At 62.9% G+C, this 26,904-nt stretch carries 23 protein-coding genes; 20 read left to right on the forward strand and 3 right to left on the reverse strand.

Annotated features, from left to right (window positions below):
* Window positions 1-80 precede the first annotated feature (80 nt).
* Window positions 81-1,055, reverse strand: a complete 975-nt coding sequence (locus tag P3T25_RS08485; protein WP_154567868.1) for an NADPH:quinone oxidoreductase family protein — start codon at window positions 1,053-1,055, stop codon at window positions 81-83.
* Between the two features lie 201 nt (window positions 1,056-1,256).
* On the opposite strand from P3T25_RS08485, the gene surE reads away from it, so the two are divergent.
* The 6 genes from surE to rlmD all read left to right on the forward strand — a co-directional run bounded on the left by surE (window position 1,257) and on the right by rlmD (window position 7,530).
* Window positions 1,257-2,015 (forward strand): 5'/3'-nucleotidase SurE, encoded by a 759-nt coding sequence (gene surE / locus P3T25_RS08490; RefSeq protein ID WP_266238930.1) that lies wholly within the window; start codon window positions 1,257-1,259, stop codon window positions 2,013-2,015.
* Window positions 2,012-3,115 carry a protein-L-isoaspartate(D-aspartate) O-methyltransferase gene (locus tag P3T25_RS08495; protein WP_429357877.1) on the forward strand — a complete coding sequence of 368 codons (1,104 nt, stop codon included), beginning with the start codon at window positions 2,012-2,014 and terminating at the stop codon, window positions 3,113-3,115. The genes surE and P3T25_RS08495 overlap by 4 nt, the downstream gene beginning before the upstream one ends.
* Window positions 3,116-3,120: 5 nt before the next feature.
* On the forward strand, window positions 3,121-4,047 hold the full coding sequence (locus P3T25_RS08500) for a peptidoglycan DD-metalloendopeptidase family protein (RefSeq protein WP_154563077.1): 927 nt from the start codon (window positions 3,121-3,123) through the stop codon (window positions 4,045-4,047).
* Window positions 4,048-4,058: 11 nt separating this feature from the next.
* On the forward strand, window positions 4,059-5,129 hold the full coding sequence (gene rpoS / locus P3T25_RS08505) for an RNA polymerase sigma factor RpoS (RefSeq protein WP_054039479.1): 1,071 nt from the start codon (window positions 4,059-4,061) through the stop codon (window positions 5,127-5,129).
* Window positions 5,130-5,133: 4 nt separating this feature from the next.
* Window positions 5,134-5,910 carry a 3'-5' exonuclease gene (locus P3T25_RS08510; RefSeq protein ID WP_154563079.1) on the forward strand — a complete coding sequence of 259 codons (777 nt, stop codon included), beginning with the start codon at window positions 5,134-5,136 and terminating at the stop codon, window positions 5,908-5,910.
* Between the two features lie 201 nt (window positions 5,911-6,111).
* Window positions 6,112-7,530: a 23S rRNA (uracil(1939)-C(5))-methyltransferase RlmD gene (rlmD, locus tag P3T25_RS08515; RefSeq protein WP_429357878.1), complete on the forward strand. Its 1,419-nt coding sequence runs from the start codon at window positions 6,112-6,114 to the stop codon at window positions 7,528-7,530.
* 109 nt (window positions 7,531-7,639) lie between these two features.
* On the opposite strand, the gene P3T25_RS08520 is transcribed toward rlmD, so the two are convergent.
* Window positions 7,640-8,443 (reverse strand): outer membrane protein assembly factor BamD, encoded by an 804-nt coding sequence (locus P3T25_RS08520; protein WP_166618237.1) that lies wholly within the window; start codon window positions 8,441-8,443, stop codon window positions 7,640-7,642.
* Between the two features lie 95 nt (window positions 8,444-8,538).
* Here P3T25_RS08520 and P3T25_RS08525 point away from each other — a divergent pair, with 95 nt between their 5' ends.
* From P3T25_RS08525 to P3T25_RS08585, 13 genes are all read left to right on the forward strand, one after another.
* Window positions 8,539-9,825 (forward strand): RluA family pseudouridine synthase, encoded by a 1,287-nt coding sequence (locus P3T25_RS08525; RefSeq protein ID WP_429357879.1) that lies wholly within the window; start codon window positions 8,539-8,541, stop codon window positions 9,823-9,825.
* Complete coding sequence (pgeF, locus tag P3T25_RS08530) at window positions 9,822-10,670, forward strand: peptidoglycan editing factor PgeF (protein WP_429357880.1); 849 nt, start codon at window positions 9,822-9,824, stop codon at window positions 10,668-10,670. Before P3T25_RS08525 ends, pgeF begins: the two co-directional genes overlap by 4 nt.
* A gap of 621 nt (window positions 10,671-11,291) precedes the next feature.
* Window positions 11,292-13,106, forward strand: a complete 1,815-nt coding sequence (gene phaC / locus P3T25_RS08535; protein ID WP_429357881.1) for a class I poly(R)-hydroxyalkanoic acid synthase — start codon at window positions 11,292-11,294, stop codon at window positions 13,104-13,106.
* A 135-nt stretch (window positions 13,107-13,241) separates the two neighbouring features.
* Window positions 13,242-14,423: an acetyl-CoA C-acetyltransferase gene (locus P3T25_RS08540; protein WP_429357882.1), complete on the forward strand. Its 1,182-nt coding sequence runs from the start codon at window positions 13,242-13,244 to the stop codon at window positions 14,421-14,423.
* A gap of 229 nt (window positions 14,424-14,652) precedes the next feature.
* Window positions 14,653-15,393: a 3-ketoacyl-ACP reductase gene (locus P3T25_RS08545; RefSeq protein ID WP_054039485.1), complete on the forward strand. Its 741-nt coding sequence runs from the start codon at window positions 14,653-14,655 to the stop codon at window positions 15,391-15,393.
* A gap of 133 nt (window positions 15,394-15,526) precedes the next feature.
* Entirely contained in the window at window positions 15,527-16,144 is a 618-nt protein-coding gene (gene phaR, locus P3T25_RS08550; RefSeq protein WP_266257832.1) for a polyhydroxyalkanoate synthesis repressor PhaR, read from the forward strand.
* 386 nt (window positions 16,145-16,530) lie between these two features.
* A complete protein-coding gene (locus P3T25_RS08555) occupies window positions 16,531-17,589 on the forward strand; it encodes a tRNA dihydrouridine synthase (protein WP_429357883.1) in 1,059 nt (352 codons plus the stop codon).
* Window positions 17,590-17,706: 117 nt separating this feature from the next.
* On the forward strand, window positions 17,707-19,098 hold the full coding sequence (rimO, locus tag P3T25_RS08560) for a 30S ribosomal protein S12 methylthiotransferase RimO (protein WP_429357884.1): 1,392 nt from the start codon (window positions 17,707-17,709) through the stop codon (window positions 19,096-19,098).
* Between the two features lie 3 nt (window positions 19,099-19,101).
* A complete protein-coding gene (locus tag P3T25_RS08565) occupies window positions 19,102-20,097 on the forward strand; it encodes a sugar kinase (protein ID WP_429357885.1) in 996 nt (331 codons plus the stop codon).
* 75 nt (window positions 20,098-20,172) lie between these two features.
* Entirely contained in the window at window positions 20,173-21,357 is a 1,185-nt protein-coding gene (gene bktB, locus P3T25_RS08570; protein WP_154563097.1) for a beta-ketothiolase BktB, read from the forward strand.
* A 109-nt stretch (window positions 21,358-21,466) separates the two neighbouring features.
* Complete coding sequence (locus P3T25_RS08575) at window positions 21,467-22,141, forward strand: hypothetical protein (RefSeq protein ID WP_154563099.1); 675 nt, start codon at window positions 21,467-21,469, stop codon at window positions 22,139-22,141.
* Window positions 22,142-22,155: 14 nt separating this feature from the next.
* Window positions 22,156-23,340 (forward strand): cystathionine beta-lyase, encoded by a 1,185-nt coding sequence (locus P3T25_RS08580; protein ID WP_154563101.1) that lies wholly within the window; start codon window positions 22,156-22,158, stop codon window positions 23,338-23,340.
* Between the two features lie 185 nt (window positions 23,341-23,525).
* Entirely contained in the window at window positions 23,526-23,975 is a 450-nt protein-coding gene (locus tag P3T25_RS08585) for a hypothetical protein (RefSeq protein WP_429357886.1), read from the forward strand.
* A 232-nt stretch (window positions 23,976-24,207) separates the two neighbouring features.
* Here P3T25_RS08585 and serB read toward each other — a convergent pair whose 3' ends face one another.
* Window positions 24,208-25,047 (reverse strand): phosphoserine phosphatase SerB, encoded by an 840-nt coding sequence (gene serB / locus P3T25_RS08590; protein WP_429357887.1) that lies wholly within the window; start codon window positions 25,045-25,047, stop codon window positions 24,208-24,210.
* A gap of 386 nt (window positions 25,048-25,433) precedes the next feature.
* On the opposite strand from serB, the gene P3T25_RS08595 reads away from it, so the two are divergent.
* A complete protein-coding gene (locus tag P3T25_RS08595) occupies window positions 25,434-26,690 on the forward strand; it encodes a cytochrome P450 (protein ID WP_429357888.1) in 1,257 nt (418 codons plus the stop codon).
* Window positions 26,691-26,904 lie beyond the last annotated feature (214 nt).

The raw sequence follows: 26,904 nt of genomic DNA on the forward strand, positions 1-26,904 counted from the left end.
TAACAAAAACGGCGTGCGGTTTTAAACCGCACGCCGTTTTTGGTTTTCTTGCCGCTCAAAGGAGCGCCAGCGCATTGCGCTTAAGGCGTAATCACCACCTTCCCGATCACCCGACGCTCCGCCATATCGCGCAACGCGCGGCCGGTGTCTTCGAGCGAATAACGTTCCGACACATAGGGCTTGAGCTTGCCCTCACCGATCCAGCCGGTCATCTGCTCGAACGCAGCGTGATTGTGTTGCGGCTCGCGCTTTGCAAAGTCGCCCCAGAACACGCCGACCAGACTCGCGCCTTTGAGCAGCGTCAGGTTGAGCGGCAACTTCGGGATCTCGCCGTTCGCAAAGCCGACCACCAGATAACGCCCGCGCCAGCCGATGCTGCGAAACGCCGGTTCCGCATACACACCGCCGACCGGATCGTAGATCACGTCCGGACCCTTGCCGTCGGTCAACGCCTTGATGCGTTCGCGCAGGTCTTCGGTGCTGTAGTTGATGGTAGCGTCCGCGCCGTGCTTCACGCAGGTGGCGAGCTTTTCGTCGGTCGACGCCGCCGCGATCACGCGTGCCCCGAGCGCCTTGCCGATTTCGACCGCGGCGAGTCCGACGCCGCCCGCCGCGCCCAACACCAGCATCGTCTCGCCGGCCTTCAACTGGCCGCGATCGACCACCGCATGATGCGATGTGCCATAGGCGAGCGTAAACGCGGCGGCCAGTTCGAAGTCGACGCCGTCCGCCAGCGGCACGCACGCCGTGACCGGCGCCAGCGCCTGCTCGGCAAAGCCACCCGAGCCGGTAAACGCGACCACCCGAGAGCCCGGCTTGAACTGCGTCACACCGGCGCCGACCGCACGCACGACGCCCGCGACTTCCGAGCCGGGCGTAAAGGGCAGGGGCGGTTTGAACTGGTATTTGTTCTCGATGATCAGCACATCGGGAAAGTTGACGGCCGCGGCCTTGACGTCGATCACGACGTGGCCGGGCGGCGGCTCGAGGTCAGGCAGATTTTCGACGACCAGGCTTTCCGGCGGTCCATATTGATTACAGCGAATCGCGCGCATCGTGTCTCCATATCGATCAGGGGTTCGCAACCATTCTGAGTGTAAAACAATCCGCACGACCGTGCGTTTTTATTGTTCGAAGCCAGTTCGTGAGCGGTCGATACTCATCGGCGCGGGGCTCGGCGCGTGCGCTTTGCATGGGATGCACGCACGGCCTGCCGTGTCGTTCGCGTGCCTTCTTTCCTCGGTTACAATCGCCGCATGCGAATCCTACTCAGCAATGACGACGGTTATCTGGCGCCCGGCCTTGCCGCGCTTTACGAAGCGCTCAAGCCGATCGCGGACGTCACCGTGATGGCCCCCGAGCAGAACTGCAGCGGCGCGTCCAATTCCTTGACGCTGTCGCGTCCGCTTTCGGTGCTGCGCTCGGCGAACGGTTTCTACTACGTCAACGGCACGCCAACCGACTCGGTGCACATCGCGCTGACGGGCATGCTGGACCACACGCCAGACCTTGTTGTGTCGGGCATCAACAACGGCCAGAACATGGGCGAGGACACGCTCTATTCGGGCACCGTCGCCGCCGCTACCGAAGGCATCATGTTCGGCGTGCCGGCCATCGCTTTCTCGCTGGTCGACAAAGACTGGGTGCATCTCGAAGATGCTGCGCGTGTTGCCGCCGAGATCGTCGCGCACTACCTCAAGCAGCCGTTGCCGGGGTATCCGCTCCTGAACGTCAATATACCGAACCTGCCGTATGAGCAACTCGGCGGTTGGCATATCACGCGTCTCGGCAAGCGGCATCCATCGCAGCCGGTGATCCGCCAGACCAACCCGCGCGGCGAGCCGATCTACTGGATCGGCCCGTCGGGCAGCGCGCGTGACGCGAGCGAAGGCACCGATTTCCATGCTGTCGCCAACGGTCAGGTGTCGATCACGCCGTTGCAGCTCGACCTGACCCACACGCAAATGCTGCCTGCAGCGCGCGACTGGGCGCGCGCCGGCAGCGGCGCTTCATGACGAGCGAGCGCGCAAAGCGCTTTCCGCTCGGCCTCGAGGACCTGGTGCGCGAGCCGCGCCGACCCGAAGGGCGTCCAGGCGAAGTGCGCGCGGCGGCACTTGCCGCGAGCGCGGCGCTGAACGCACGCCAGCAACCGGCGAAGAACTCGACGCTCGGCTCTGCGGGGAAGACCCAGGCGAAGTCGCCGGCGAGGGCACAGGCCCAACCGCAAGCGACATCGCAAGCAAAGCCGCAGGCGAAGGCGCCTATCAAGGCGCCGGTGAACTCGACGCTGAACTCGCCTGTCAGCGCTCAGGCCAAGCCGCAAGCCAAACTGCAGGCCAAACCACACGCAACAACCGTCGGGCAAGGTTCGGCTGCGCGCGCCGCGCCAAAACCGGCGCCGGTGAACAAGCCCGCCGCCAAACTCAACGAGCGCGCCGCTGTGCCGAATGTCGCGTTGAACGGCGCTTTGGCACTGACTTCGGAACGGGTTCGCGAACGGATGGTCGAACGCCTGCGTGCGAACGGCGTAACCGATCAGCGCGTGTTGAATGCGATGTCGGTGGTGCCGCGCCACATGTTCGTCGACCCGGGCCTCGCGGCCCAGGCCTACGAAGATGCCGCGTTACCGATCGGCCATCACCAGACAATTTCCAAGCCCTCTGTGGTCGCGCGGATGATCGAACTGGCGGCCGCCGGGCGCGCGTTGAACAACGTGCTCGAAATCGGCACCGGTTGCGGCTATCAGGCGGCGGTACTGAGCCAGGTCGCGCGCGATGTTTACTCGATCGAACGCATCAAGCCGCTGTCCGAACGCGCGAAGACAAACTTGCGTCCGCTGCGCATTCCGAACATCCGGCTGCACTACGGCGACGGTCGCCTCGGGTTGCCGTCGGCGGCGCCGTTCGACGCGATCGTGATCGCCGCAGCCGGACTCGACGTACCGCAAGCATTACTTGAACAACTCGCGATCGGCGGCCGTCTGGTCGCGCCGGTCGGCTCGCAGGAAGGCCAGAACCAGGTGCTGACTCTGGTCGAACGCCTCGGACCCGCGCAGTGGCGCGAGTCGCGGCTTGATCGCGTTTTCTTTGTACCCTTAAAATCCGGAGTGATTTGACACCGATGAGTATGTTGCGCGCGATGCAAAGAACCAGACTGACTACCCCCATGACCGTAACCCAGCGTAGCGTGTGCGTGCTCGCCTTGTCCCTGTTGATGTCGGCCTGTGCGACCCGCCTCGATCAGGCGCCGGTCGTCGACCGTTCCGGCAGCGGTGCGCTCGGCACGCAGGCTGCGCAGCAGCCGGCCGTGCCGCTCGGACCGCCGCCGCCGGGCTACTACCGCGTGAAGCCGGGCGATACGCTGTATCGGATCGCGTTGGAGAACGGCCAGAACTATCGCGATATTTCGACGTGGAACAATCTCACTAACCCGAATCAGATCGAAGTCGATCAGTTGCTGCGCGTCGTGCCGCCAGGCGCGAACACCGCCGCGCTGACGCCGGGCGTGTCGACGGCGCCGATCGGCAACGGTGGCACGGTGCAGAGCGCGCCGCTTGGCAGCACGGGTGCCGCAGCGGGCGTCGCGGCGCCGCCGATTTATGGTTCGGGTGCGAACAACGCCTCGCTAACGCCGCCGGCCAACCCGGGTGCTGCGAGCGATTCGAGCGCCGGCGCATCCGGCAACGTCGCGTTCTCATGGCCTGTGCGTGGACCGATGCTCGGCACGTTCAACGATTCGACCAACAAGGGTATTAATATCGGCGGCGCGGCTGGCGATCCGGTTAAGGCTTCTGCGGATGGGCGCGTGGTTTATGCCGGAAATGGGCTGCGTGGTTACGGCAATCTCATTATCATCAAGCATGATGCAACTTATCTCACGGCGTATGCACACAACCGCGCTTTGATGGTAAAAGAGGGAGATGCGGTGACCAAAGGGCAGAAGATCGCCGAGATGGGCAATAGCGATTCCGACCGCGTGATGTTGCATTTCGAAGTTCGCCGTCAGGGTAAACCTGTCGACCCACTGAAGTATTTGCCGCCGCAATAAGCGATACGACCATGCCGAAATCGAAGCGCCGCCTGCCGCAAGCCGAGTCTGAGACGATTAGCCGCGTCACGCCCGCTTCGGTGGAGGAAAGCGGCGCTTCGGAAGTTGAAGAAGAGATCGCAGAGGAGCGCGATCTCGACGAACGTCAGGGTGGCGCGGAAGAGCCCAGCGAGGCCCGCGAAGTTCCTGCCGACGCAGACGACTTCCGCGCGCTTCTGCAAGCCGAGCTGACGGCCGACACGATTCAGCACTACCTGAACCGCATCAGCGTCAAGCCGCTCCTGACTGTCGAGGAAGAGCAGAAGTATTCGCGTCTGGCGAAGGCGGGCGAGTTCGAAGCGCGGCAAGTGATGATCGAGCGCAATCTGCGGCTCGTCGTCAGCATCGCAAAGGGTTACCTGAACCGCGGTGTGCCGCTGCTCGATCTGATCGAAGAGGGCAATCTCGGCCTCATGCACGCCATCGAGAAATTCGATCCGACGCGCGGCTTCCGTTTCTCGACGTATGCCACCTGGTGGATTCGCCAAAGCATCGAGCGCGCGATCATGAACCAGGCGCGCACGGTGCGTTTGCCGGTGCACGTGATCCGTGAGCTCAACCAGGTGCTGCGCGCGAAGCGCCATCTGGAAAAGAATTCGATGAATTCCGGCGAAGCAGCCGAGCGTCGCGACGCCAGTATCGACGACATCGCGTATCTGACCGGCAAGACCACCGACGAAGTCACCGACATTCTCGCGCTGAACGAACACACCGCATCGCTCGATGCGCCGCTCGATCTCGACCCGGCGAGCAGCCTGCTCGATCTGCTATCCGACGACCAAAGCCAGTCGCCGGACGCCGAAGTGCAGCATCGCGAGCTGGAAACGCTTACACGCGCGTGGCTCGCGCGCCTGTCGGACAAGCATCGTCATGTGATCGAGCGCCGCTTTGGGCTGAACCATATCGAGCCCGCCACGCTCGAAGAGCTGGCCGACGAAATGGGCCTCACGCGCGAGCGTGTGCGCCAGATCCAACAGGAAGCGCTGGTGCGGCTGAAGCGCTTCTTTGCCTCCAACGGTGTTCGGAAAGACGCCGTTCTATAACCTGATGACACCGATTCTTGTTTTCGACATCGAGACGATTCCCGATGTCGCCGGCATTCGCCGCCTCGAAGATCTGCCCGCCACGCTGAGCGACGCTGAAGTCGCCGAGCATGCTTTTGCGGCGCGCCGCGAAAAGACCGGGAGCGATTTCCTTCCGCACCACCTGCAACGGATCGCGGCTATTTCCTGCGTGTTCCGCGACAACAACGGTTTCCGTGTCCGCTCGCTCGGCACGCTGGAAGACGGCGAGGCGGCGCTCGTGCAGTCGTTTTATCGTGTGATCGAAAAGTACACGCCGCAACTCGTGTCGTGGAATGGCGGCGGGTTCGACCTGCCGGTGCTGAACTACCGCGCGCTGGTCAACGGCATTCCGGCCTCCCGTTTCTGGGATCTCGGCGAGGACGACCGCGAGTTCAAGTGGAACAACTACATCAGCCGCTATCACTCGCGTCACACCGATCTGATGGACGTGCTGGCGATGTATCAGGCGCGCGCCAATGCGCCGCTCGACGCGCTCGCGAAGATGTGCGGCTTCCCAGGCAAGATGGGGATGGACGGCAGCCAGGTGTGGCACGCTTACCAGGAAGGCCGTATCGAGGAAATCCGCAATTATTGCGAGACCGACGTCGTCAATACGTACCTGCTGTATTGCCGCTTCCAGCTCATCCGCGGCGCGTTTTCGGCCGAAGAGTATGCTGACGAGATCAACCTGGTCAAAAATGCGCTGGCGCTGGAAGCGGCGCCGCAATGGGCCGAGTATCTGGCCGCATTCGATCAGTAAGCGGCTTGCTCATCAGTCTTGCTGTAACGAAACCGTTCGCCGCGCACTAACGCGGTTGAGCGCCTGACTGCGGCCGCCGTGGTGCGAAGTCGTGCGCCAGCGCCAGGGTTCGCCTTATGCTAATCGTGATCGAAGCGATCGGTGGGCGCGGCGCTTCGTCTACAATCTCGCCTTTCCCCCAAGTTTGTCAGGAAGTCGCAGGTGTCCCGAACTGCCCCCCAACGTCGCTCGCCGAAGCGCCAGAAGGCGCCCGCTCCGGCGAAAGCGCACGTCATTACCGGCACTGAGCCGATCATCGAAATCGTGTCGCTCGACATGGAAGCGCGCGGCGTGGGCCGCATCGAGAGCGAAGACGGCACGCCCGGCAAGGTGATTTTTGTCGAAGGCGCGTTGCCCGGCGAGCGTGTCAGCTACTCGACGCATCGCAGCAAGCCGAAATTCGAGCAGGCTGAGGTCGTCCAGGTATTCCGCGAAAGCGTGCTTCGCACCAAGCCGAAGTGCACGTACTTCGATATCTGCGGCGGCTGTTCGATGCAGCATCTCGACATCCGCGCCCAGATTGCCGTCAAGCAGCGTGTGCTCGAAGACAATTTCCAGCATCTGGCGAAGTTGCGTCCGGAGACCGTGTTCCGGCCGATTCACGGGCCGGCCTGGGGATACCGCTACCGCGCGCGTCTGGCGGTGCGCTATCTGCCGGAAAAGGGCGGCATGCGCATCGGCTTCTACGAGAAGAAGAGCAGCTATATCGCCGACATGAAGACCTGCGAGATACTGCCGCCGCATGTGTCGGCGATGCTGATGCCGCTGCGCTTCATGGTCCGCAAGCTGTCGATTTACGATCGTATGCCGCAGATCGAGCTGGCGGTCGGCTCATCCGTCACTGCGCTGGTGCTGCGCAATCTCGCGCCGATCACCTCCGCCGACGAGCAGGTGCTGCGCGATTTCGCCGACGAACACAAGATTCAGTGGTGGTTGCAGCCGGGCGGTCCTGACACGGTGACGCCGTTCTATCCGCTCGACATGCAACTCGACTACACGCTGCCGGAATACAACATCCGGATGCCGTTCAAGCCGACCGACTTCACCCAGGTGAATCACGCGATCAATCGCGTGCTGGTGAGCCGTGCGCTGCGTCTGCTGGCCCCGGCCAGAACGGACCGGGTGCTCGACCTGTTTTGCGGAATTGGCAATTTCACGCTGCCGCTTGCCCGGATTTCGAAGGAAGTGATGGGTATCGAAGGCAGTGACGTGCTGACTTCGCGCGCGCTTGCCAATGCCGAACTGAACGGTGTGGCGGGGCATACCTCGTTCGCCTGCCGCAACCTGTTCGAAGTGACCGCCGACGATATGCGCGCGCTCGGCCATTTCGACAAATTCCTTATCGACCCGCCGCGCGAAGGTGCGCTGGCTGTCGCCAAGGCGCTCGCGGAGATTGCGCAGAGCGGCAATGGGCCGTTGCCCAAGCGTATCGTCTACGTGTCGTGCGCGCCAGCCACGCTCGCTCGTGATGCGGGCCTGCTGGTGCATGAGGCCGGCTACCGGCTGGTGGGTGCCGGTGTGGTGAACATGTTCCCGCACACCTCGCACGTGGAGTCGATTGCGTTGTTCGAACGGGACTGAGAGGGCGCCCGGTTGCCGGCTGGTGCTGCATAGGCTGACGGCGCTGCACAAACAGAAACGCCACGACCGAAGTCGTGGCGTTTCTGTTTGTGCAGCAGCTAGTCGAGGCTTAGAACTGCCACCACGACTTTTCCTTACCCGGCCTTGCATGGCCCGTGATGTACGGGCTGTCGGGGAAGGTGCCGGCCAGAATGCGCTTCGTGTCGTCGGCCATTTGCGGCTGGTTCAGCTTCTCATACGACAGCATCATGATGTGCAGTGCGTCTTCGATAGCCGGCGCGTTCTTGTATTCCTTCAGCGCCAGTTGCGCGCGGTTGATCGCGGCGACATACGCGCCACGGCGGTAGTAATAATCCGCCGCATGAACTTCGTGCGACGCCAGCGCGTTCACGATATAGCGCATGCGTTGCGCGGCGTCCGGTGCATACTTGCTGTTCGGGTACTTGTCGACCACGATCTTGAACGCGTCATACGACTCGCGCAGCGACTTCGGATCGCGCTCGCTCATGTCCTGGCCGGAGAAGCGGCCGAACAGACCGAGGTCGTCGTTGAAGTGGATCATGCCCTTCAGGTAGTACGCGTACGCGATGTCCGGGTGATCCGGGTGCAACTGGATGAAGCGGTCGATCGCCTGGTCGGCGGCGGCGTTTTCGTTATCTTTCCAGTTGCAATACGCGACGTTGATCTGCGCTTGCTGGGCAAAGTGGCCGAACGGATCACGGCCTTCGAGCATCTCGAAATACTTGGCGCACTTGCCGAAATCACCACCGGTCAGAGCGTCGTTCGCCTCCGTATATAATTTGTTGTTGTTCCACGTAGCCGTCTCGTCGGTCTTTTCCGGCAGGCCGTGGCAAGCCGCAACAACGGCGACGGCTGCGGCGCACGCAATGTATCCGGCCACTTTCCGGGCCATCTTCTTGATGACCGCCAAATTGATCGCCGCTTTAGTGATGGTGTTCAAGGCTCGCATTTTCCAGTCTAGCTTTACGTCCAGGTGACCCAGACTCAATGACCCGCTCAAATACTCCAGGCGCCGCAACCGGTGCCGGGAATAGCAACAAAGATTATAGCGTAAGCGCTGACCCCTCCGACGCGTTGGGCGTCGATTCACTCGACGACGATCTCGGCAGCGACGCGCTTGCCGCTGCCGGCCCGCAAAGCAGGGTGCCGACGGTGGCGAGCCCCGTGGCGGACGAGTCGCCGCGCAGCGTCGTCGTGCCCGACGAACTGGCCGGCGAACGCCTCGACAAGGTGCTCGCCCGAATCTTTCCGGAGTTTTCACGTAACCGGCTGCAAAGCTGGATCGAATCGGAGCGGGTGCGCATCGACGGCAAGCCGGCCAAAATCCGTCAGCCGGTACCGCTTGGGGCCACCATAGAGCTCGTGCCCGATCTGCTGCCTGAACAACTCGCGTTCACGCCTGAGCCGGTGCCGCTCGAGATCGTCTACGAGGACGACACGCTGGTGGTCATCAACAAGCCGGCCGGCATGGTCGTGCATCCGGCGGCCGGCAACTGGAGCGGCACCGTTCTTAACGGCCTGCTGTACCGCTACGGCGACGCCGCGGCAGGCCTGCCGCGCGCCGGTATCGTGCATCGGCTCGACAAGGAAACGTCCGGACTGATGGTGGTGGCGCGCACGCTCGAGGCGCAGACGGATCTGGTGCGCCAGCTCCAGGCACGCACGGTGAAGCGCCGTTATCTCGCGCTGGTGTGGGGCAACATGCCCGAAGAAGGCACGATCGACGCGCCGATTGGCCGCGATCCGCGCGAACGCACGCGCATGGCGGTGGTGACGAGCGCATCGGGCAAAGCGGCGCGCACGCATTTCCGGCGCGTGGACACGGCGATCTGGCAGCGTCAGCCAGTCACCGCGATTCATTGCGATCTGGAAACCGGTCGCACCCATCAGATTCGCGTGCATTGTGCGCATATCGGCCATCCGCTGCTCGGCGATCCGATTTATGGGCGCGCGCGCGGCAAGCGCTCGGTGACGCCGTTGCCGGACGGTTTCGCGCGTCAGGCGTTGCATGCATGGCGCCTCGGTCTGATCCACCCGAAAACCGGCCGGACCATGCAATGGCGCGCCGATGCACCGGAAGACATGCAGGTGCTGTCGGCGGCGCTTGGCTTGGGGCGTGACGATGCAGGCGAGTTCGACGAGACGTACTACGAGGAAGACGACTACGACGCTTCGCTGGACGACGACATCGATGAAGACGGCGCACACAGCGACGACGATCACGACGAAGACCAGGATCACGACGACGAACACGACGCGGACGGTCACGCATGAGCTTGCCCGCGCTGAGCTTTGCCGATGTTGTGCAACCCGCATGGAACGTGTCGCCGCGTGTGCGCGCGCTCGTCACCACGCGCAACGGGGGCGTGAGCGAGCCGCCGTTCGGCCGTTGGCAGGATGGCGCTGACCAGCCTGGCGGCCTGAATCTGGGGATGAAAAGCGGTGACGATCCCGCCGCGGTCGCAACCAATCGCGCACGCTTGCTGAGTCTGGCAGGCGTAGGCGAGGCCGCGTGGCTCGAACAGATTCACGGCGCGGGCATCGTGCGCGCGGAAGATGCGATCGCGCAGACTCATGCAAGCGGTACGCCGACCCGAGCGGACGCTAGCGTCACCGATCGGCCCGGCACGGTGTGTGTCGTGATGATCGCCGATTGCATGCCGGTGCTGTTGTGCGACGAAGCGGGACGCGCGGTCGGCGCGGCCCATGCCGGCTGGCGTGGTTTGGCCGCGGGTATCGTCGAGCAGACCGCGCAGCGCGTCGCCGCTCTCGCCGGCGTGGAGGCCGCATCGTTGCATGCCTACCTGGGTCCGGCGATCGGACCGGACGCATTCGAGGTGGGTGCAGATGTGCGTGACGCCTTCATGAACGGCGTGGGCGGCGCGCAACGCGACGCCACCGCAAATGCATTCATTACGCATCCGCAAAACCCCGGCAAATATCTCGCCGATCTCACGGCGCTGGCGCGTTTGCGCTTGCAACGGCTCGGCGTGACGCGCGTTATTGGCGGCGATCTGTGTACGGTCACGCAACGTGATCGTTTCTATTCCTATCGCCGTGATCGCGAGACAGGGCGCATGGCCGCGCTGATCTGGCTGGACGATCAGGCTACGCATTAGTCCGGCACTCAATCATCCACGCACGGCCGCATGATGGCGCGTTGTTTTGTCAGCGCAATCATGCGGCCGTGGCGCTTCTCGCCGTTGCCTCGACCGGCGCGACGTCTTCCTGCGAGCATCCGTATGAGGGTTTATTCGGAGGCGCGTTGCGTGTTTTTGCTGCGCTGCCGGATTTTGCCGCGCATGCGTTAATCTGCCGCTAAAAGTGCCCGCGGGTGAACGGATAAATGCGCGTAAATACACATAAGCCCATGCAATACGGGAGCTTTTTTTGCTTATGCGGGCACTTATCAACCCATGTTCCAAAAGCGCGATCTGCTATACAGGGAAAACGATAATTAAAAAACTATCGCACTGCGGCAAAATCGGGAACAAGCATTGACATGCCTTGCGATGGGGAGCAAGAATGTTCCTCACAGCTCCTCGTACATGGGACAGGGCGTGACGAGGTCGCGAGCAATCGCCCACGTGCGCATGAACCTGCCTCTCAACCCGTCCGCAAGGACTTACCGGTCAAAAGCAGGTATGGCAGCATCACATTCCTCAGCTTCTCCCAGCACGGACTCCTCGACGGAGCACACGCAGCAGGCCGGTACGAGCGGCGCATCACCAGCCGCAGGCATGCAGCAGTTATTGGACGCCTGGATGAACGCATGGCGGTCGCTGGGCACGCCGCCCGGCGGCAGTGACATGCCTTTCCAGGTGCCGCAAGTGCCCCAGATGCCGCAAATGGGCTTGCCGCAGATGCCGTCGTTCCCCGGCATGCCTGATTTCAGCAAACTGGCTGCGGGATCCCTGCCGTCAATGCCGTCATTCGCCGGACTCAACATTCCGAGCGCCGCGATTCCATCGGAGCGCCTGCAAAAGCTGCAAGCCGATTATTCGCGCGAGGCGATGGAACTGATCCAGCAGGCAACCACCTCCACGACGAAAGCCCCCGAACTCAAGGACCGCCGCTTCAGTTCCGACGCGTGGAGCGCGACCCCGGCCTATGCATTTACCGCTGCGTGGTATTTGTTGAACGCGCGCTATCTGCAGGAAATGGTCGACGCGCTCGAAACTGAACCGAAGATGCGCGAGCGCGTTCGGTTCGCGGTTCAGCAATGGACCGCAGCCGCATCGCCGAGCAACTTCTTCGCGTTGAATCCGGAAGCGCAAAAGACCTTGCTCGATAGCAAGGGCGAGAGCTTGCGCCAGGGCGTGATGAATCTGCTGGGCGACATGCAGCGCGGCAAGATTTCGCAGACGGACGAATCGCGTTTCGTGGTCGGCGAAAATCTCGCGAACACCGAAGGCTCAGTGGTGTTCGAGAACGACCTCATTCAGTTGATCCAGTACAAGCCGCGCACGGCCACCGTGCGTGAGCGGCCGTTGCTGATCGTGCCGCCTTGCATCAACAAGTTCTACATTCTCGATCTGCAGCCGGAGAATTCGCTGGTCGCGCACGGACTCGATTCGGGTCATCAGGTGTTTCTGATTTCGTGGCGCAACGCGGATGCATCGATCGCAGGCAAGACGTGGGACGACTACGTCAGCGAAGGCGTGCTCAAGGCGATCGAAACGGTTAGCAAGATCAGCGGCCGCGAGCAGATCAACACGCTGGGTTTCTGCGTGGGCGGCACCATGCTCGCCACGGCGCTGGCGGTGGCGGCCGCGCGCGGCGAGCATCCGGCTGCGTCGATGACCTTGCTCACCGCGATGCTCGATTTCTCGGACACGGGCGTGCTCGACGTATTCGTCGACGAGGCGCATGTGCAGATGCGCGAGCAGACCATCGGCGGAAAGAACGGCGGCAAGCCTGGCTTGATGCGCGGCATCGAATTCGCCAACACCTTCTCGTTCCTGCGGCCGAACGATCTGGTGTGGAACTACGTCGTCGACAATTACCTCAAAGGGCGCACGCCGGTGCCGTTCGATCTGCTGTACTGGAACAGCGATTCGACGAGTCTGCCGGGCCCGATGTATGTCTGGTATCTGCGCAACACGTATCTCGAGAATCGTCTGCGCGAGCCGGGCGCGGTGACCACCTGCGGCGAGCCGGTCGATCTCTCGAAGATCGACGTGCCCACCTTCATCTACGGTTCACGCGAAGACCATATCGTGCCGTGGCAAACCGCCTATGCGTCGGTGCCGCTGCTCTCCGGACCGTTGAAGTTCGTGCTCGGCGCGTCGGGTCATATCGCTGGCGTGATCAATCCGCCGGCAAAGAAAAAGCGTAACTACTGGGCGCTGGAAGGTGACGTCAAGACGCTGCCGGAAAGCCCGGACGAATGGCTCGACCAGGCGACCGAAGTGCCCGGTAGCTGGTGGCCCGAATGGACCACGTGGCTTGACCAGTATGGCGGCAAGAAAGTGAAGCCACGCGCCACGGCCGGCTCCGCCGAATTCCCGGTGATCGAACCGGCGCCAGGGCGTTATGTGCGGCAACGGGAGTAGGCTTCAGCGCGCCTGAGGGCGCGGTGGTGTGGCGGTATGAGTGCGCGTCCTGATATATGCAAGGGCGCATTGGCAACAAGATTTTTAACTTGACGGGCTGCGGCGTATTTAGCCGATGTCCCGGAGGATATGGAAATGACTGATGTTGTGATCGTATCGGCCGCCCGTACGGCAGTTGGCAAATTCGGTGGGTCGCTGGCGAAGATCGCTGCGCCTGAACTCGGCGCTACCGTGATTCGTGCCGTGCTCGAACGGTCTGGTCTGAAGCCTGAGCAGGTCAGCGAAGTCATTCTGGGGCAGGTGCTGACGGCAGGCTCGGGTCAGAACCCGGCGCGTCAGTCGCTGATCAAGGCGGGGCTGCCCACGGCGGTGCCCGGCATGACGATCAACGTGGTGTGCGGCTCGGGCCTGAAGGCCGTGATGCTGGCGGCCAACGCGATCATCGCGGGCGACGCGGACATCGTGATCGCCGGCGGTCAGGAAAACATGAGCGCCGCGCCGCACGTGCTGCCTGGCTCGCGCGACGGTTTCCGCATGGGCGACGCCAAGCTGATCGATTCGATGATCGTCGACGGCCTGTGGGACGTCTACAACCAGTACCACATGGGCGTGACGGCAGAAAACGTCGCCAAGGAATACGGCATCACGCGCGAGCAGCAGGATGCGTTCGCGGCGCTGTCGCAGAACAAGGCGGAAGCCGCGCAGAAGTCGGGCCGTTTTAACGACGAAATCGTGCCGGTCGAAATTCCGCAACGTAAGGGTGAGCCGCTGCGTTTCGCAACGGACGAGTTCGTGCGTCACGGCGTGACGGCTGAATCGCTGGCGGGTCTGAAGCCGGCATTCTCGAAGGAAGGCTCGGTGACGGCGGCCAATGCGTCGGGTCTGAACGACGGCGCGGCGGCGGTGCTGGTGATGTCGGCGAAGAAGGCTGAAGCGCTCGGCCTCACGCCGCTCGCGCGCATCAAGGCGTACGCCACCTCGGGTCTGGACCCGAAGGTGATGGGCATGGGTCCGGTGCCCGCATCGCGCCGTTGTCTCGAACGCGCGGGCTGGACGCCGGCCGATCTGGACCTGATGGAAATCAACGAAGCGTTTGCCGCACAGGCGTGCGCCGTGAATCAGCAAATGGGCTGGGACACGTCGAAGATCAACGTGAACGGCGGCGCGATTGCGATCGGCCATCCGATCGGTGCGTCCGGCGCCCGGATTCTCGTCACGCTGCTGCATGAAATGCAGAAGCGCGATGCGAAGAAGGGTCTGGCGTCGTTGTGTATCGGCGGCGGCATGGGCGTGGCGCTGGCGCTCGAGCGCGCTTGATAGACCTCAAGTCCTGTGGCACCAAGCTCGGGGCCTCAGGTTGGGTCTAACAGGCTTAGACAGGTTTTAGCAGGCGGTAAGCAGGGTTGCCGCGCGCCACATTGCAGCAGGTAGCGCGCGGTGAGCAATGGCCTCGTCGGCCGGTCGCCCGGCGGCAGCGGAGATGAAGCACAGGCGAGGGAAGAGGTAGCCGGTCGGCACCTCGAAAACGAAAAACGGAGTGTAGTTTATGACACAGCGAATTGCGTACGTAACGGGCGGGATGGGTGGCATCGGCACAAGCATTTGCCAGCGTCTGCACAAAGAGGGCTTCAAGGTGGTCGCCGGCTGCGGCCCGAACTCGCCGCGCCGCGTGAAGTGGCTCGAAGAGCAGAAGGCACTCGGCTACGATTTCATTGCGTCCGAAGGCAATGTCGGCGATTGGGAATCGACCAAGGCGGCGTTCGACAAGGTCAAGGCCGAAGTCGGTGAGATCGACGTGCTGGTGAACAACGCAGGCATCACGCGCGACGTCGTGTTCCGCAAGATGACGCACGAAGACTGGACGGCGGTGATCGACACCAACCTGACCAGCCTCTTCAACGTCACGAAGCAGGTGATCGACGGGATGGTCGAGCGCGGCTTCGGGCGGGTCATCAACATTTCGTCGGTGAACGGCCAGAAGGGGCAGTTCGGCCAGACCAACTACTCGACCGCGAAGGCCGGCATTCACGGCTTCACGATGTCGCTGGCGCAGGAAGTGGCCACCAAGGGCGTGACGGTCAACACCGTATCGCCTGGCTACATCGGCACCGATATGGTCAAGTCGATCCGCCCGGACGTGCTGGAAAAGATCGTTGCAACGATCCCGGTGCGCCGTCTCGGTCAGCCGCAGGAAATCGGCTCGATCGTGGCATGGCTCGCCTCGGACGAATCGGGTTTCTCCACGGGCGCGGATTTTTCGCTGAACGGTGGTTTGCATATGGGCTGAGTCACCGGCACGCCGCTCACAAGGCAGCGTGCTTCGGCTCAGATGGTTCCGGCGGCGTCCCGGCTGCACAATTGCCCGATTGTGCGCCGGCATGACGCCGTTTCCGCGCTCAACTCGCGCTCAAAGGCGTTACATGACCACTACTACAAAGAAAACAGCCGAACGATTGATCAAGAAGTACCCGAATCGCCGGCTCTACGATACCGAGACAAGCACGTACATCACGCTGACGGACGTTAAGCAGCTCGTGCTGGATCAGGAGGATTTCAAGGTCATCGATGCGAAGAGCAACGAGGATCTGACGCGCGCCATCCTGTTGCAGATCATTCTCGAAGAGGAGAGCGGCGGCTTGCCGATGTTCTCGTCGTCGATGCTGTCGCAGATCATCCGTTTCTACGGCCATGCCATGCAGGGCATGATGGGAACGTATCTGGAGAAGAACATCCAGGCCTTCATCGACATTCAGGCGAAGCTCGCCGACCAGTCGAAGAATCTGTACGAAGGCAAGGCGATGAACCCCGAAGTCTGGTCGCAATTCATGAACATGCAGGCGCCCATGATGCAGGGCATGATGACCAGCTACATCGAACAGTCGAAGAACATGTTCGTGCAGATGCAGGAGCAGATGCAGAACCAGGCGAAATCGATGTTCGCCACCTTCCCGTTCACGCCAGGTGGTCCGGTGAATGCGGCCGGAGGACCGGTCACGCCGGCTACTCCGCAAACCAATCCGGAGCCGGAGAAGAAGTAACGGCGCGACGCTGACGCGGTGGGCGCGTCCTTACGCGTCGGCCCCATGGCCAAACGGCGCAGGGGTGGTGTGCCCGTCGCACGATGAGGCGGCGGGTGGACCACGGCGGCCTGCGCGCCGGGCGCAGGCGGATGGGCGCGGTACAATCACAGGTTGCGTGCGCCGGCGCTGTTGCGGGGTGTGGTCCTCGAGATCCTTTTGATCCCGTTACCCCTCAGGCCGTGTCGCAGCGTCCCATTTGTCACCGTCGCCACCGCTGTATCCCAGCCCCATCTATGTCGCAGACTGTTTTCCCTACCGCCCCCACGCTTTCGATTCCGAAGGCCGGATTTGTCAGCTTTGGCTGACCGCAAGATTTGCAGAAGCAGCTTGGGCGCCGTTCCCACATGAGCCGGCTGTTTCTTGCGCCCATGGAAGGGCTTGCGGACTACGTGTTGCGCGACGTGCTGACCAGCACGGGCGGATTCGACGGGTGCGTGTCCGAATTCGTCCGGGTGACGGGCTCCGTGCTTCCCGAGCGTGTCTACGAGAGGGATACACCCGAAGTCCTCCACGGAGGACGCACACCCGGCGGCACGCCGATGGTGATCCAACTTCTGGGTAGCGATCCTGAATGGATGGCGCTGAATGCGGCCCAGGCGGCCAGTTTGTCGCCGCATGGACTCGATCTGAACTTCGGCTGTCCTGCCAAAGTCGTCAACCGGCACGGTGGCGGCGCGATGCTGCTCGCGCACCCTGAACAACTGAACCGGATTGTTTCTTCCGTTCGCGCCGCGGTGCCTGCCGGCATCGCTGTGACAGCAAAAATGCGGCTCGGCGTGTCAGATACATCGCTTGCGATCGACTGTGCCACGGCACTGGCGGAAGGCGGCGCGGCCTCGCTCGTCGTGCATGCCAGAACGCGCGACCATGGCTACCGGCCGCCGGCCCACTGGGAGTGGATCGCGCGAATCGACGACGCCGTGGACGTGCCGGTCACGGCCAACGGAGAAGTCTGGACGGTGGCCGACTGGGAGCGGTGCCGGGCGGTCAGCGGCTGTGCGGACGTAATGATCGGGCGGGGCGCCGTGTCGGATCCTTTCCTGGCCTTGCGCATACGTGGACTGATGGAGCGGACGCCTTCCGGCGAGGAATGGCCTGCCGTGCTGGGTTTGCTTGCCGACTACCTGAGAAAATTGCAAGCTCGTGTTGCTGCCCGCCATGAGCACGGACGCGTCAAAATGTGGCTCAGTTATCTGAAACGGACGTGGCCGCAGGCTGCCGAGCTGCATGCAGCCATCCGGCGCCTCCATGATTCGCGTGACATTCTTGACGTGATCGAGCGCGCCCAGGCACTCGGTGGCTTGATCCCGATGCCGGCACAACAACACGCGGCCCTTGGCCTCGCCGATCCGGCAACGCCCCGCTACCTGGCCGACTGCACGGTCGCCGGCGCGGTACAATAAAGGGTTGCGTGCGCGGGACGTTGTCCGGGCTGTGGTCTGTCTGACCATCGGGCCCTTGGCCTTGCCGCACCGTCCCCATTTGTCGCCATCGTCACCGCTATACGCCGGATCCATCCTATGTCGCAGACCATTTCCCCCGCCGTGCCGCCCCCTTCGACTCCGAAGGTCGGTTTCGTCAGCCTCGGCTGTCCTAAAGCGCTTGTCGATTCCGAGCAGATCATCACGCAGTTGCGCGCCGAGGGCTACGAGATCTCCGGCACGTACGACGGCGCGGACCTCGTCGTCGTCAACACGTGCGGCTTCATCGACGAAGCGGTGCAGGAAAGCCTCGACGCGATCGGCGAAGCGCTCAGCGAAAACGGCAAGGTGATCGTCACGGGCTGCCTCGGTGCCAAGCAGAGCGCGAGCGGTTCGAATCTGATCGAAGAAGTGCATCCGAAGGTGCTGGCCGTGACCGGCCCGCACGCGCTGGGCGAAGTGATGCAGGCGGTGCACAATCATCTGCCGAAGCCGCACGATCCGTTTATCGATCTGGTGCCGGCTGCCGGCGTGAAGCTCACGCCGCGTCACTACGCTTACCTCAAGATTTCCGAAGGCTGCAACCACCGCTGCACGTTCTGCATCATCCCGTCAATGCGCGGCGACCTCGTGTCGCGCCCGGTCGCGGACGTGATGCTCGAGGCGGAGAACCTGTTCAAGTCCGGCGTGAAGGAACTGCTCGTGATTTCGCAGGACACGAGCGCATACGGCGTCGACGTGAAATACCGCACCGGTTTCTGGAACGGCAAGCCGATCAAGACGCGCATGACCGATCTGGTCGGCGCGCTTGGCGAACTCGCGGCGCAATACGGCGCATGGGTACGTTTGCATTACGTGTATCCGTATCCGAGCGTCGACGAGGTCATCCCGATGATGGCAGAAGGTCCGTTCAAGGGCCACGTGCTGCCGTATCTGGATGTGCCGTTCCAGCACGCGCATCCGGAAGTGTTGAAGCGCATGAAGCGTCCGGCCAATGCCGAGAAGGTGATGGAGCGCGTGAAGGCGTGGCGCGAAATCTGCCCCGATCTGACGATCCGCAGCACGTTCATCGCCGGCTTTCCGGGCGAGACCGAAGAGCAATTCCAGACGCTGCTCGATTTCATCCGCGAGGCGGAACTGGATCGGGTCGGCTGCTTTGCTTATTCGCCGGTCGAAGGCGCGAGCGCCAATGAACTCGACGGTGCGTTGCCCGACGAAGTGCGTGAAGAGCGCCGTGCGCGTTTCATGGAAGTGGCCGAAGAAGTGTCGGCCAAACGGATTGCGAAGAAGGTCGGCAAAACGCTGAAAGTGCTGGTCGACGAGATCAATGCCGACGGCGGCATCGGCCGCACCGCGGCGGATGCGCCCGAGATCGACGGCGTCGTGTATATCGCGCCGGCCACCAAGGCGTCGAAGCGTTATAAGGTCGGCGATTTTGTCTCGGTGAAGATCACCGGCGCCGACGGTCACGATCTGTGGGGCGAGGTCTAAGCGATGACGGTGAGCACAGCCGGCACGCCGGAAGGCCGGACCCCGGCAACCTGGTCCCCGGCAGCCCAGCACCCGGAGAGCCGGCCTCCGGAGATCCTCGCGTTTGGCGAGGCGATGATCGAGTTCAACCAGTCGGCTAAAGATCAGCCGAACTATCTGCAAGGCTTCGGCGGCGATACGTCGAACTTCTGCATTGCGGCAGCACGGCAGGGCGCGAAGACGGGTTTCGCGTCGGCCGTGGGCAGCGACCATTTCGGGCGTCTCCTGATCGATCTGTGGGAACGCGAGCAGGTCGAGACGTCGCTCGTGCGCGTCGATCCGCACGCGCCCACCGGCGTCTATTTCGTCTCGCACGGTCCCGCAGGTCACGCGTTCGACTATCTGCGCGCGGGTTCGGCCGCGAGCCGCTACGCGCCGCACAATTTGCCGCTCGATGCGATCGCCGCGGCCAAAGTCATCCATTTGTCCGGCATCAGCCTCGCGATCAGCCTGAGCGCCTGCGACGCCGCGTTGGCGGCGATCGAGCATGCACGAGCGAACGGTGTGCGCGTGAGTTTCGACACCAATCTTCGTTTGAAGCTGTGGCCGCTCGCAAGAGCGCGTGCGGTGATGCTCGAAGCCATTCGTCACACCGACATTTGCCTACCGAGCTGGGACGACGTCAGCGAACTGACCGGCTTGACTGGCCGCGACGAGATCGTCGACTTTCTGCTGTCGCATGGTCCGCGTGTCGTGGCGCTCAAGCTCGGCAAGGAAGGTTCGTATATCGCCACGCCGGATGAGCGGCGCGTCGTGCCGGGCCACGTCGTCAACGCGGTCGATGCGACCGGCGCGGGGGACTGCTTCGGCGGCGCGTTTATCGCGCGCATCGTGGCGGGTGACGATCCGTTTCAAGCGGCGCGTTATGCGAACTGCGCCGCGGCACTGTCCACGCAAGGTTACGGCGCGGTCGCGCCGATCCCTTCGCGCGCGACGGTCGAACACATCCTGGCCGGCTGACAGTAACGCGCTGCGAGGCGCGCCCCGCAGCCGGTCAGGACAAGATCATCTTGAGACACTAAACAGGAGCGAGCGATGCAACGAGACGTAGTGGTGGTAAGCGGTGTACGTACGGCAATCGGCGGTTTTGGGGGCAGTCTGAAGGATTTTCCGCCGACCGATCTGGGCGCACGCGTCGTGCGTGAAGCGCTGGCGCGCGCGAACGTGTCGGGCGACGAAGTCGGTCACGTGGTGTTCGGCAACGTCGTGCATACCGAACCGAAAGACATGTATCTGGCCCGGGTGGCCGCGATCAACGGCGGCGTCGCGCAACATGCGCCTGCGTTGACCGTCAACCGTCTGTGCGGCTCGGGCTTGCAGGCCATCGTCTCAGCCGCGCAAAGCGTGCTGCTCGGCGACGCCGACATCGCGATCGGCGGCGGCGCGGAAAACATGAGCCGCGCGCCGTACTCCATGCCGGCTGCGCGCTTCGGTCAGCGCATGGGCGATGCGCGCCTCGTCGACATGATGGTCGGCGCGTTGAGCGACCCGTTCCAGTCGATCCATATGGGCGTGACCGCCGAGAACGTCGCCCGCAAATACGACATCTCGCGCGAGACGCAGGATGCACTCGCGCTCGAATCGCATCGCCGCGCGGCCAATGCGATTACGAGCGGCTACTTCAAGGACCAGATCCTGCCGATCACGATCCCGTCGAAGAAGGGCGATGTCGTATTCGATACGGATGAGCACACGCGCATGAACGCGACGGCCGAAGACTTCTCCAAGTTGAAACCGGTGTTCGCAAAGGAAAACGGCACGGTGACGGCCGGCAACGCCTCGGGCATCAATGACGCCGCCGCGGCGGTCGTGCTGATGGAACGCAGCGTCGCTGAAAAGCGCGGGATCAAGCCGTTGGCACGGCTGGTTTCGTACGCGCATGCGGGCGTCGATCCGGCCTACATGGGTATCGGCCCGGTGCCGGCAACCCGCAAGGCGCTCGAACGCGCCGGTCTGACGGTCGCCGATCTGGATGTGATCGAAGCGAACGAAGCGTTTGCCGCTCAGGCGTGCGCGGTCAGCAAGGAACTCGGTCTTGATCCGGCCAAGGTCAATCCGAACGGTTCGGGCATTTCGCTCGGCCACCCGATCGGCGCAACCGGCGCACTGATCACGGTCAAGGCCTTGTATGAGTTGCAGCGGGTTGGCGGCCGCTATGCGCTGGTGACGATGTGTATCGGTGGCGGGCAGGGCATCGCGGCGATCTTCGAACGGATCTGAAGCCGAGGCGGGACAACGTGACGCCACGCGAGGCGTCACGTTGTCCCCGTCGAACGAAGCCGGGTAGCAAACCAGTATCGAGCAGTATCAGGCAACAAGGAAAGAACGGATGCAGGAATCCAAAGCGATGAAGGGTGCGACGCGTCGGCGCGCTTGGGCAGTCCTCCAGAGGCACGTCCTTCGGGGCGTAGTGAGCGCGGCCGCATTGCTGTGTGCCGGCGCCGGGGCTGTGCTGCCCGCGCAGGCATGGGCGGAAAGCGACGCGGTGAAGGAGCTGGCGGCGCCCCCGCCGATTCAGTTGCCGCTCAAGCCGAGCCCCGAATTCGCGAAGTTTCCGCGTTACGCCGGCATGCTGGGCTCGCGGCAGATCGTGCTGCGACTTGGCGCGAAAACCGACGATCCGGCCGGCGTGCACGGCGAGTATCAGTACACAGACACCGGCGAGGTGATCCTGATCGCGGGTGACCGCGACGGCGATACGCTCGAAGTCGAGGAATCGAACGACGGCACGCATATCACCGGCAACTGGGTGGGCAAGTTTGCCGCCGACGGTTCGGTGGCGGGCGACCGGATGAACGTCGACGATTCCAGCCCGCAGCCGTTCGATCTGAAACCACTGGCAGCGGGGCAGGCTGTGCCGGCTGCATCAGCGAGTGCCGGTCAGGCCGCTAACAAGACTGCGGTGGCGCCGCAGCCGTCCGCCGGCAGCGCAGCAGCGCCCGCCTCGGCGACAGGCGGTGGTCACGCCGTTGGCGGGGTGAGCAACCTGCAAACCGGCGAATAAAGTCTACCTACACCATGACCCAATCCAAACTCAAACGCGGTCTGCAAACCCGCGTCGTGCGCGCCGAAGACCAACTCACGCCGGGTTTCGAATCTTTCTCGATGCCGGTGACGCGCGCCTCGACTGTCGTTTTCCCTGATCTCGCGACGATGCGCGCGCTCGACTGGAAAAACGACGCGCAATGGCGCTATGGCCTGCACGCCACGCCGACTTCGCTCGCGCTGGCGCAGCGGCTTGCCACCATCGAAGGCGGTAATCACGCGTTGCTGCAGCCGTCGGGCTTGTCGTCGATTTCGAACGTGTACTTCGGCCTCGTGAAGGCCGGCGACGACGTGCTGATTCCCGATAACGTCTACTCGCCGAACCGCGATCACGGCGACTGGCTGGCGCGCGATTTCGGCATCACCGCACGCTACTACGATCCGATGATCGGCGCGGGCATCGCGGATCTGATCCAGCCGAATACGCGTTTGATCTGGCTCGAAGCGCCCGGTTCGGTCACGATGGAAGTGCCCGACGTGCCCGCCATTACCGCGGTGGCGCGTGCGCGCAACGTCGTTACGGCGATCGACAATACCTGGTCGGCCGGGCTCGGTTTCCGGCCGTTCGATCACGGTGTCGATATCTCGGTGCAGGCGTTGACCAAGTACCAGTCGGGCGGCGGCGACGTGTTGATGGGCGCGACGATCACCGTCGATCGCGAGTTGCATCTGAAGCTGAAGGCAGCGCGCATGCGCACGGGTATCGGTGTGTCGGTGGATGACTGTTCGCTGATTCTGCGCAGTCTGCCGAGCATGCGCTTGCGTTTCGAACAGCATGACCGTGCAGCGCTCGGCCTCGCCACCTGGCTGAAGACGCGTCCGGAAATTGCCGCGGTCCTGCACCCGGCGTTGTCCGACTGTCCAGGGCATGAGTTTTTCAAGCGCGACTTTACGGGCGCGGGCGGACTGTTCTCAGTGGTGTTCGACGCACGTTACAGCGCGGCGCAAATCGACACGTTCTGCGAGTCGCTCGATCTGTTTTCGCTCGGCTGGAGCTGGGGCGGAGCGCACAGTCTCGCGATGCCGTACGACGTCGCCTCGATGCGCACGGAAGGTCAATGGCCGTATCGCGGCACGCTGGTACGGTTCTATATCGGCCTGGAAGAAGAGGCCGATTTGCGCGCGGATATCGAACAGTGTCTGGCGGCGCTGGGTTAAGCGCCTGAGCGCTGATTGCCGATTGCTGAAGGTTGAGAAAGCCCATTGTGACGCGTTCACGATGGGCTTTTTGGTTTGTCAAGATAGCCAGTAAGCCTAACCATTCGGCCGAATGGTCGGCGATGGATCTCGACGCTACGATGGTGCGCACTTAACTAACGGTAGCCGCACTATGGTGAGTTCCGATGAATCTATTTTTCTGGATGTTACTGAATCTTGGCGTGCCGATTGTCGGCCCGATCTTTACGCTAGCGCTCGTCGCACCCACGCACGGCTGGCGCGTCGCGAAGGCGTTGATCGCCGCATCAGTGAAAGACGGCCAACTGTTCTGGTGTGCGATCGGTCTGTGCGCGGCGGCGGTCTATGAGGCGGTGACTGCGCTGGAGCTTGGGCGTGGCGCGGTGCCTGTGCTGGAGGGCGCCATTGCTGGATTCTGCATCCTGGCATTCGTCTGTTCGAATATCGTGATGTTGTCTTTGGTCAATACACGTGGTGATCAGACGGCTACATGCATTCGTGACGGGCAGAAACGGTTTGCTACGGAGGCCTTGTCGCGTGTGCCCATTGCGATTTCGATTCTTGCAACATCTCTTGCAGCTACTCTGTTTGCAATCCTACACGTGCATATGATTTAGATTTTTTAGATAACGCAGCTCTTATACTGATCTCCTTTTAGGAGGCACTCATGCATAAACTATTCACGTTTCTGGAATCTGACGAAAACTACGCCCTTGTTCTGAAGTGGCATGGCGTCGTAATCGGAGTCACTGGGATCTCCATGTTGGGCATGTTCCTGATCGCCCATCTCAACAAATAATTCTCGCACCGGCGCTGGCCGCCATTGCATCGGCCAGCGCAAACCAGGTTTCAGAACAGGCGCAGCAAGCCATCCAGCCCAACGTGGTTGAATGCCACACTGGCTGCTTCGCGCACCACCGGCTTCGCACGGAACGCCACAGAAAGTCCCGCCGTCGCCATCATTTTCAGATCGTTCGACCCATCGCCCATCGCAATCGCGCGCGTCGGTTCGATGCCCAGTTGGGCGCATGTCTCGCGCAGCGTGCGGGCCTTCACGTCGGCGTTGACGATCTCGCCGATTACGTTGCCGGTCAACTTTCCATCCACGATTTCGAGCGTGTTCGCGTGCGTGAAATCGAGGCCGAGCCGGGCTTTCAGTTTTTCGGTGAAGAACGTGAATCCGCCGGACACCAACAGCGTTTTCAATCCCGCCGCCTTCGCGCCGGCCAGCATTCGTTCGGCGCCCGGCGAAAGTTGCAGCCGCTCTTCATAAACGCGTTCGAGCGCGCCGGCGTCGAGCCCCTTGAGCAGTGCCACGCGGCGCGTCAGGCTCTCGTTGAAGTCCTTGATTTCGCCGCGCATCGACGCTTCGGTAATCGCGGCGACTTCTGCTTTCAAGCCGCAGAAGTCGGCGATTTCGTCGATGCATTCGATCGTGATCAGCGTCGAATCCATGTCCATCGCGACGAGGCCGAAGTCACGCAACTGGCGGCCGGGTTCGACAAACGCGTAATCCAGCTGATGCGTGCTGCAATAGACCTCAAGGTCGGCGCGCTGCGCAACGTTCGCGTCGGCGATACGAATCGCGTTTGCGTCGATGACAGCGGCGTGTGAGCCGCGCGCAAGCGCGACGAGCGTTTTGTGGTGGTCGGCGGAAAGAGGCTCGGTGCTTTGGATGACGAGGTTCATGGACGACGCATTGACGCGGAAAAGGGCGGCCGCGCGACGCGCGGGGAAAATTCCGTCATTGTAACGGTTCGGCGGTGTGTGGCCCGTTGGGGCGACCGACAAGGGGCAACCGCTAACCGGATGGCAGTCAAGCGGGGAGCGGCAATTGGCCAATAGACAAACAAACGACCCGCCAGAAGCCCATCAGCCGGAGCATCGCGTAACCATCCAGGCAATCCACCGTGCAATCATCAGGCGCCCGCGTCATACTGGCGCTTCGAACGACGCCACGCAGCCTATCGAACGCGCCAAGCCCGTCGCGCCCAAAAGACGCGCAGCACATCGCCGTGGCACGCATCGGTACGCATCGGCACCCATGACGAGGCGCATTACCACGGAGACAAACAATGCCCCCCGCGACAGCCAGCGACGCGCCCACCCTCGCGCGTGATTTTGATCTGCGCCAGCTGAGCCCCGCGTTCTATGCCGACCCGTATCCGGTCTATCACGCGCTGCGCACCCATGAACCGGTCAAACGCATGCCGGACGGCTCGCTGTTTCTGACGCGTTTTCGCGATGTGCAGGCGGTCTACCGCGACCCGAAAACGTTCAGTTCCGACAAGACCGTCGAATTCAAACCGAAGTACGGCGACTCGCCGCTCTACACCCACCACACCACCAGTCTCGTCTTCAACGATCCGCCGCGTCACACGCGGGTGCGCAAACTGATCGCCGGCGCGCTGACGGCGCGCGCGATCGCGGCCATGGAGCCGGGGCTGATCCGCCTCGTCGACGGTTTGCTCGATGCCGCCGTTGCGCGTGGCTGTATCGATCTGATCGGCGAGTTCGCGTCGGCGATTCCGGTGGAGATCATCGGCAATCTGCTAGATGTGCCGCACGCTGAGCGCGAGCCGTTGCGTGACTGGTCGCTGGCAATCCTCGGCGCGCTGGAGCCGTCGCTGAACGAGGCGCAGCTCGAGCGGGGCAACCGGGCGGTCACAGAGTTTGTCGACTATCTGCGCGATCTGGTGGCACGGCGCCGGCGCGAACCCGGCGATCCGCAGCGCGACGTGCTGACGCGCCTGATCCAGGGCGAACAAGGAGAACCGGGCGGTGAGCAGTTGTCGGAAGCGGAACTGCTGCAAAACTGTATCTTCATCCTGAACGCCGGTCATGAGACCACCACGAATCTGATCGGCAACGGTCTCGTTACGCTCACCGCCTGGCCGGAACAGCGCGCCGCGTTGCTGCGCGAACCGTCGCTGATCGAGTCGGCGGTCGAAGAGTGTTTGCGGTTCGAGAGCTCGAACCAGCTAGGCAACCGGATGGTCACGGTCGACACGGAGATCGGCGGCGTCGCGGTGGCGCGTGGTACGCCCGTCACGCTGTGCATCGGCGCGGCCAATCGCGACCCCGAGCAGTTCGCGGAACCGGACCGCTTCGACATCCGCCGCGATCCGAACCGGCATCTGGCGTTCGGCTTCGGCATCCACCAGTGCGCAGGGTTGTCGCTCGCGCGACTCGAGGCGCGGATCGCCATCGGACGCTTCGTACAGCGCTTTCCGGCGTATCGGCTCGACGACGAGCCAACGCGCGGCGGACGGGTGCGGTTTCGCGGCTTCGCTGCGGTGCCGATCGAACTCGAACCGACGAGCGGCGGGTGAAGATAGGCGCTTGCCGAACACCATTGGACGAGCCAACAAGCGCCGTATCTTTTGCCGACATGGCGCAAGACTTACAGCCGATGCCTGTGGCAACCGGCCCGGCGCCACGGCGGCAATAATGGCCAAAACCGTGGCAGCCACCGCCGTGCCGAACCGGGAATAGCGCGCAAAACCGTGGCACGCTTGCTGCTTCACCGAAGGTCTCAGGCCTTGG

It is taken from the genome of Paraburkholderia sp. GAS32 (genome assembly GCF_050434225.1).
Classification (GTDB): Bacteria; Pseudomonadota; Gammaproteobacteria; order Burkholderiales; family Burkholderiaceae; genus Paraburkholderia; species Paraburkholderia madseniana.

What these genes read in the sequence shown, in the direction of transcription:
- P3T25_RS08540 (WP_429357882.1), top strand. Translation starts at nt 13,242, where the DNA reads ATGACTGATGTTGTGATCGTATCGGCCGCCCGTACGGCAGTTGGCAAA.
- P3T25_RS08525 (WP_429357879.1), top strand. Translation starts at nt 8,539, where the DNA reads ATGACCCGCTCAAATACTCCAGGCGCCGCAACCGGTGCCGGGAATAGC.
- P3T25_RS08545 (WP_054039485.1), top strand. Translation starts at nt 14,653, where the DNA reads ATGACACAGCGAATTGCGTACGTAACGGGCGGGATGGGTGGCATCGGC.
- P3T25_RS08510 (WP_154563079.1), top strand. Translation starts at nt 5,134, where the DNA reads ATGACACCGATTCTTGTTTTCGACATCGAGACGATTCCCGATGTCGCC.
- rimO (WP_429357884.1), top strand. Translation starts at nt 17,707, where the DNA reads ATGTCGCAGACCATTTCCCCCGCCGTGCCGCCCCCTTCGACTCCGAAG.
- P3T25_RS08585 (WP_429357886.1), top strand. Translation starts at nt 23,526, where the DNA reads ATGAATCTATTTTTCTGGATGTTACTGAATCTTGGCGTGCCGATTGTC.
- serB (WP_429357887.1), bottom strand. Translation starts at nt 25,047, where the DNA reads ATGAACCTCGTCATCCAAAGCACCGAGCCTCTTTCCGCCGACCACCAC.
- P3T25_RS08565 (WP_429357885.1), top strand. Translation starts at nt 19,102, where the DNA reads ATGACGGTGAGCACAGCCGGCACGCCGGAAGGCCGGACCCCGGCAACC.
- P3T25_RS08555 (WP_429357883.1), top strand. Translation starts at nt 16,531, where the DNA reads ATGAGCCGGCTGTTTCTTGCGCCCATGGAAGGGCTTGCGGACTACGTG.
- pgeF (WP_429357880.1), top strand. Translation starts at nt 9,822, where the DNA reads ATGAGCTTGCCCGCGCTGAGCTTTGCCGATGTTGTGCAACCCGCATGG.
- P3T25_RS08495 (WP_429357877.1), top strand. Translation starts at nt 2,012, where the DNA reads ATGACGAGCGAGCGCGCAAAGCGCTTTCCGCTCGGCCTCGAGGACCTG.
- phaC (WP_429357881.1), top strand. Translation starts at nt 11,292, where the DNA reads ATGCAGCAGTTATTGGACGCCTGGATGAACGCATGGCGGTCGCTGGGC.
- P3T25_RS08520 (WP_166618237.1), bottom strand. Translation starts at nt 8,443, where the DNA reads ATGGCCCGGAAAGTGGCCGGATACATTGCGTGCGCCGCAGCCGTCGCC.
- bktB (WP_154563097.1), top strand. Translation starts at nt 20,173, where the DNA reads ATGCAACGAGACGTAGTGGTGGTAAGCGGTGTACGTACGGCAATCGGC.
- P3T25_RS08500 (WP_154563077.1), top strand. Translation starts at nt 3,121, where the DNA reads ATGAGTATGTTGCGCGCGATGCAAAGAACCAGACTGACTACCCCCATG.
- rpoS (WP_054039479.1), top strand. Translation starts at nt 4,059, where the DNA reads ATGCCGAAATCGAAGCGCCGCCTGCCGCAAGCCGAGTCTGAGACGATT.
- P3T25_RS08580 (WP_154563101.1), top strand. Translation starts at nt 22,156, where the DNA reads ATGACCCAATCCAAACTCAAACGCGGTCTGCAAACCCGCGTCGTGCGC.
- surE (WP_266238930.1), top strand. Translation starts at nt 1,257, where the DNA reads ATGCGAATCCTACTCAGCAATGACGACGGTTATCTGGCGCCCGGCCTT.
- P3T25_RS08485 (WP_154567868.1), bottom strand. Translation starts at nt 1,055, where the DNA reads ATGCGCGCGATTCGCTGTAATCAATATGGACCGCCGGAAAGCCTGGTC.
- phaR (WP_266257832.1), top strand. Translation starts at nt 15,527, where the DNA reads ATGACCACTACTACAAAGAAAACAGCCGAACGATTGATCAAGAAGTAC.
- P3T25_RS08575 (WP_154563099.1), top strand. Translation starts at nt 21,467, where the DNA reads ATGCAGGAATCCAAAGCGATGAAGGGTGCGACGCGTCGGCGCGCTTGG.
- P3T25_RS08595 (WP_429357888.1), top strand. Translation starts at nt 25,434, where the DNA reads ATGCCCCCCGCGACAGCCAGCGACGCGCCCACCCTCGCGCGTGATTTT.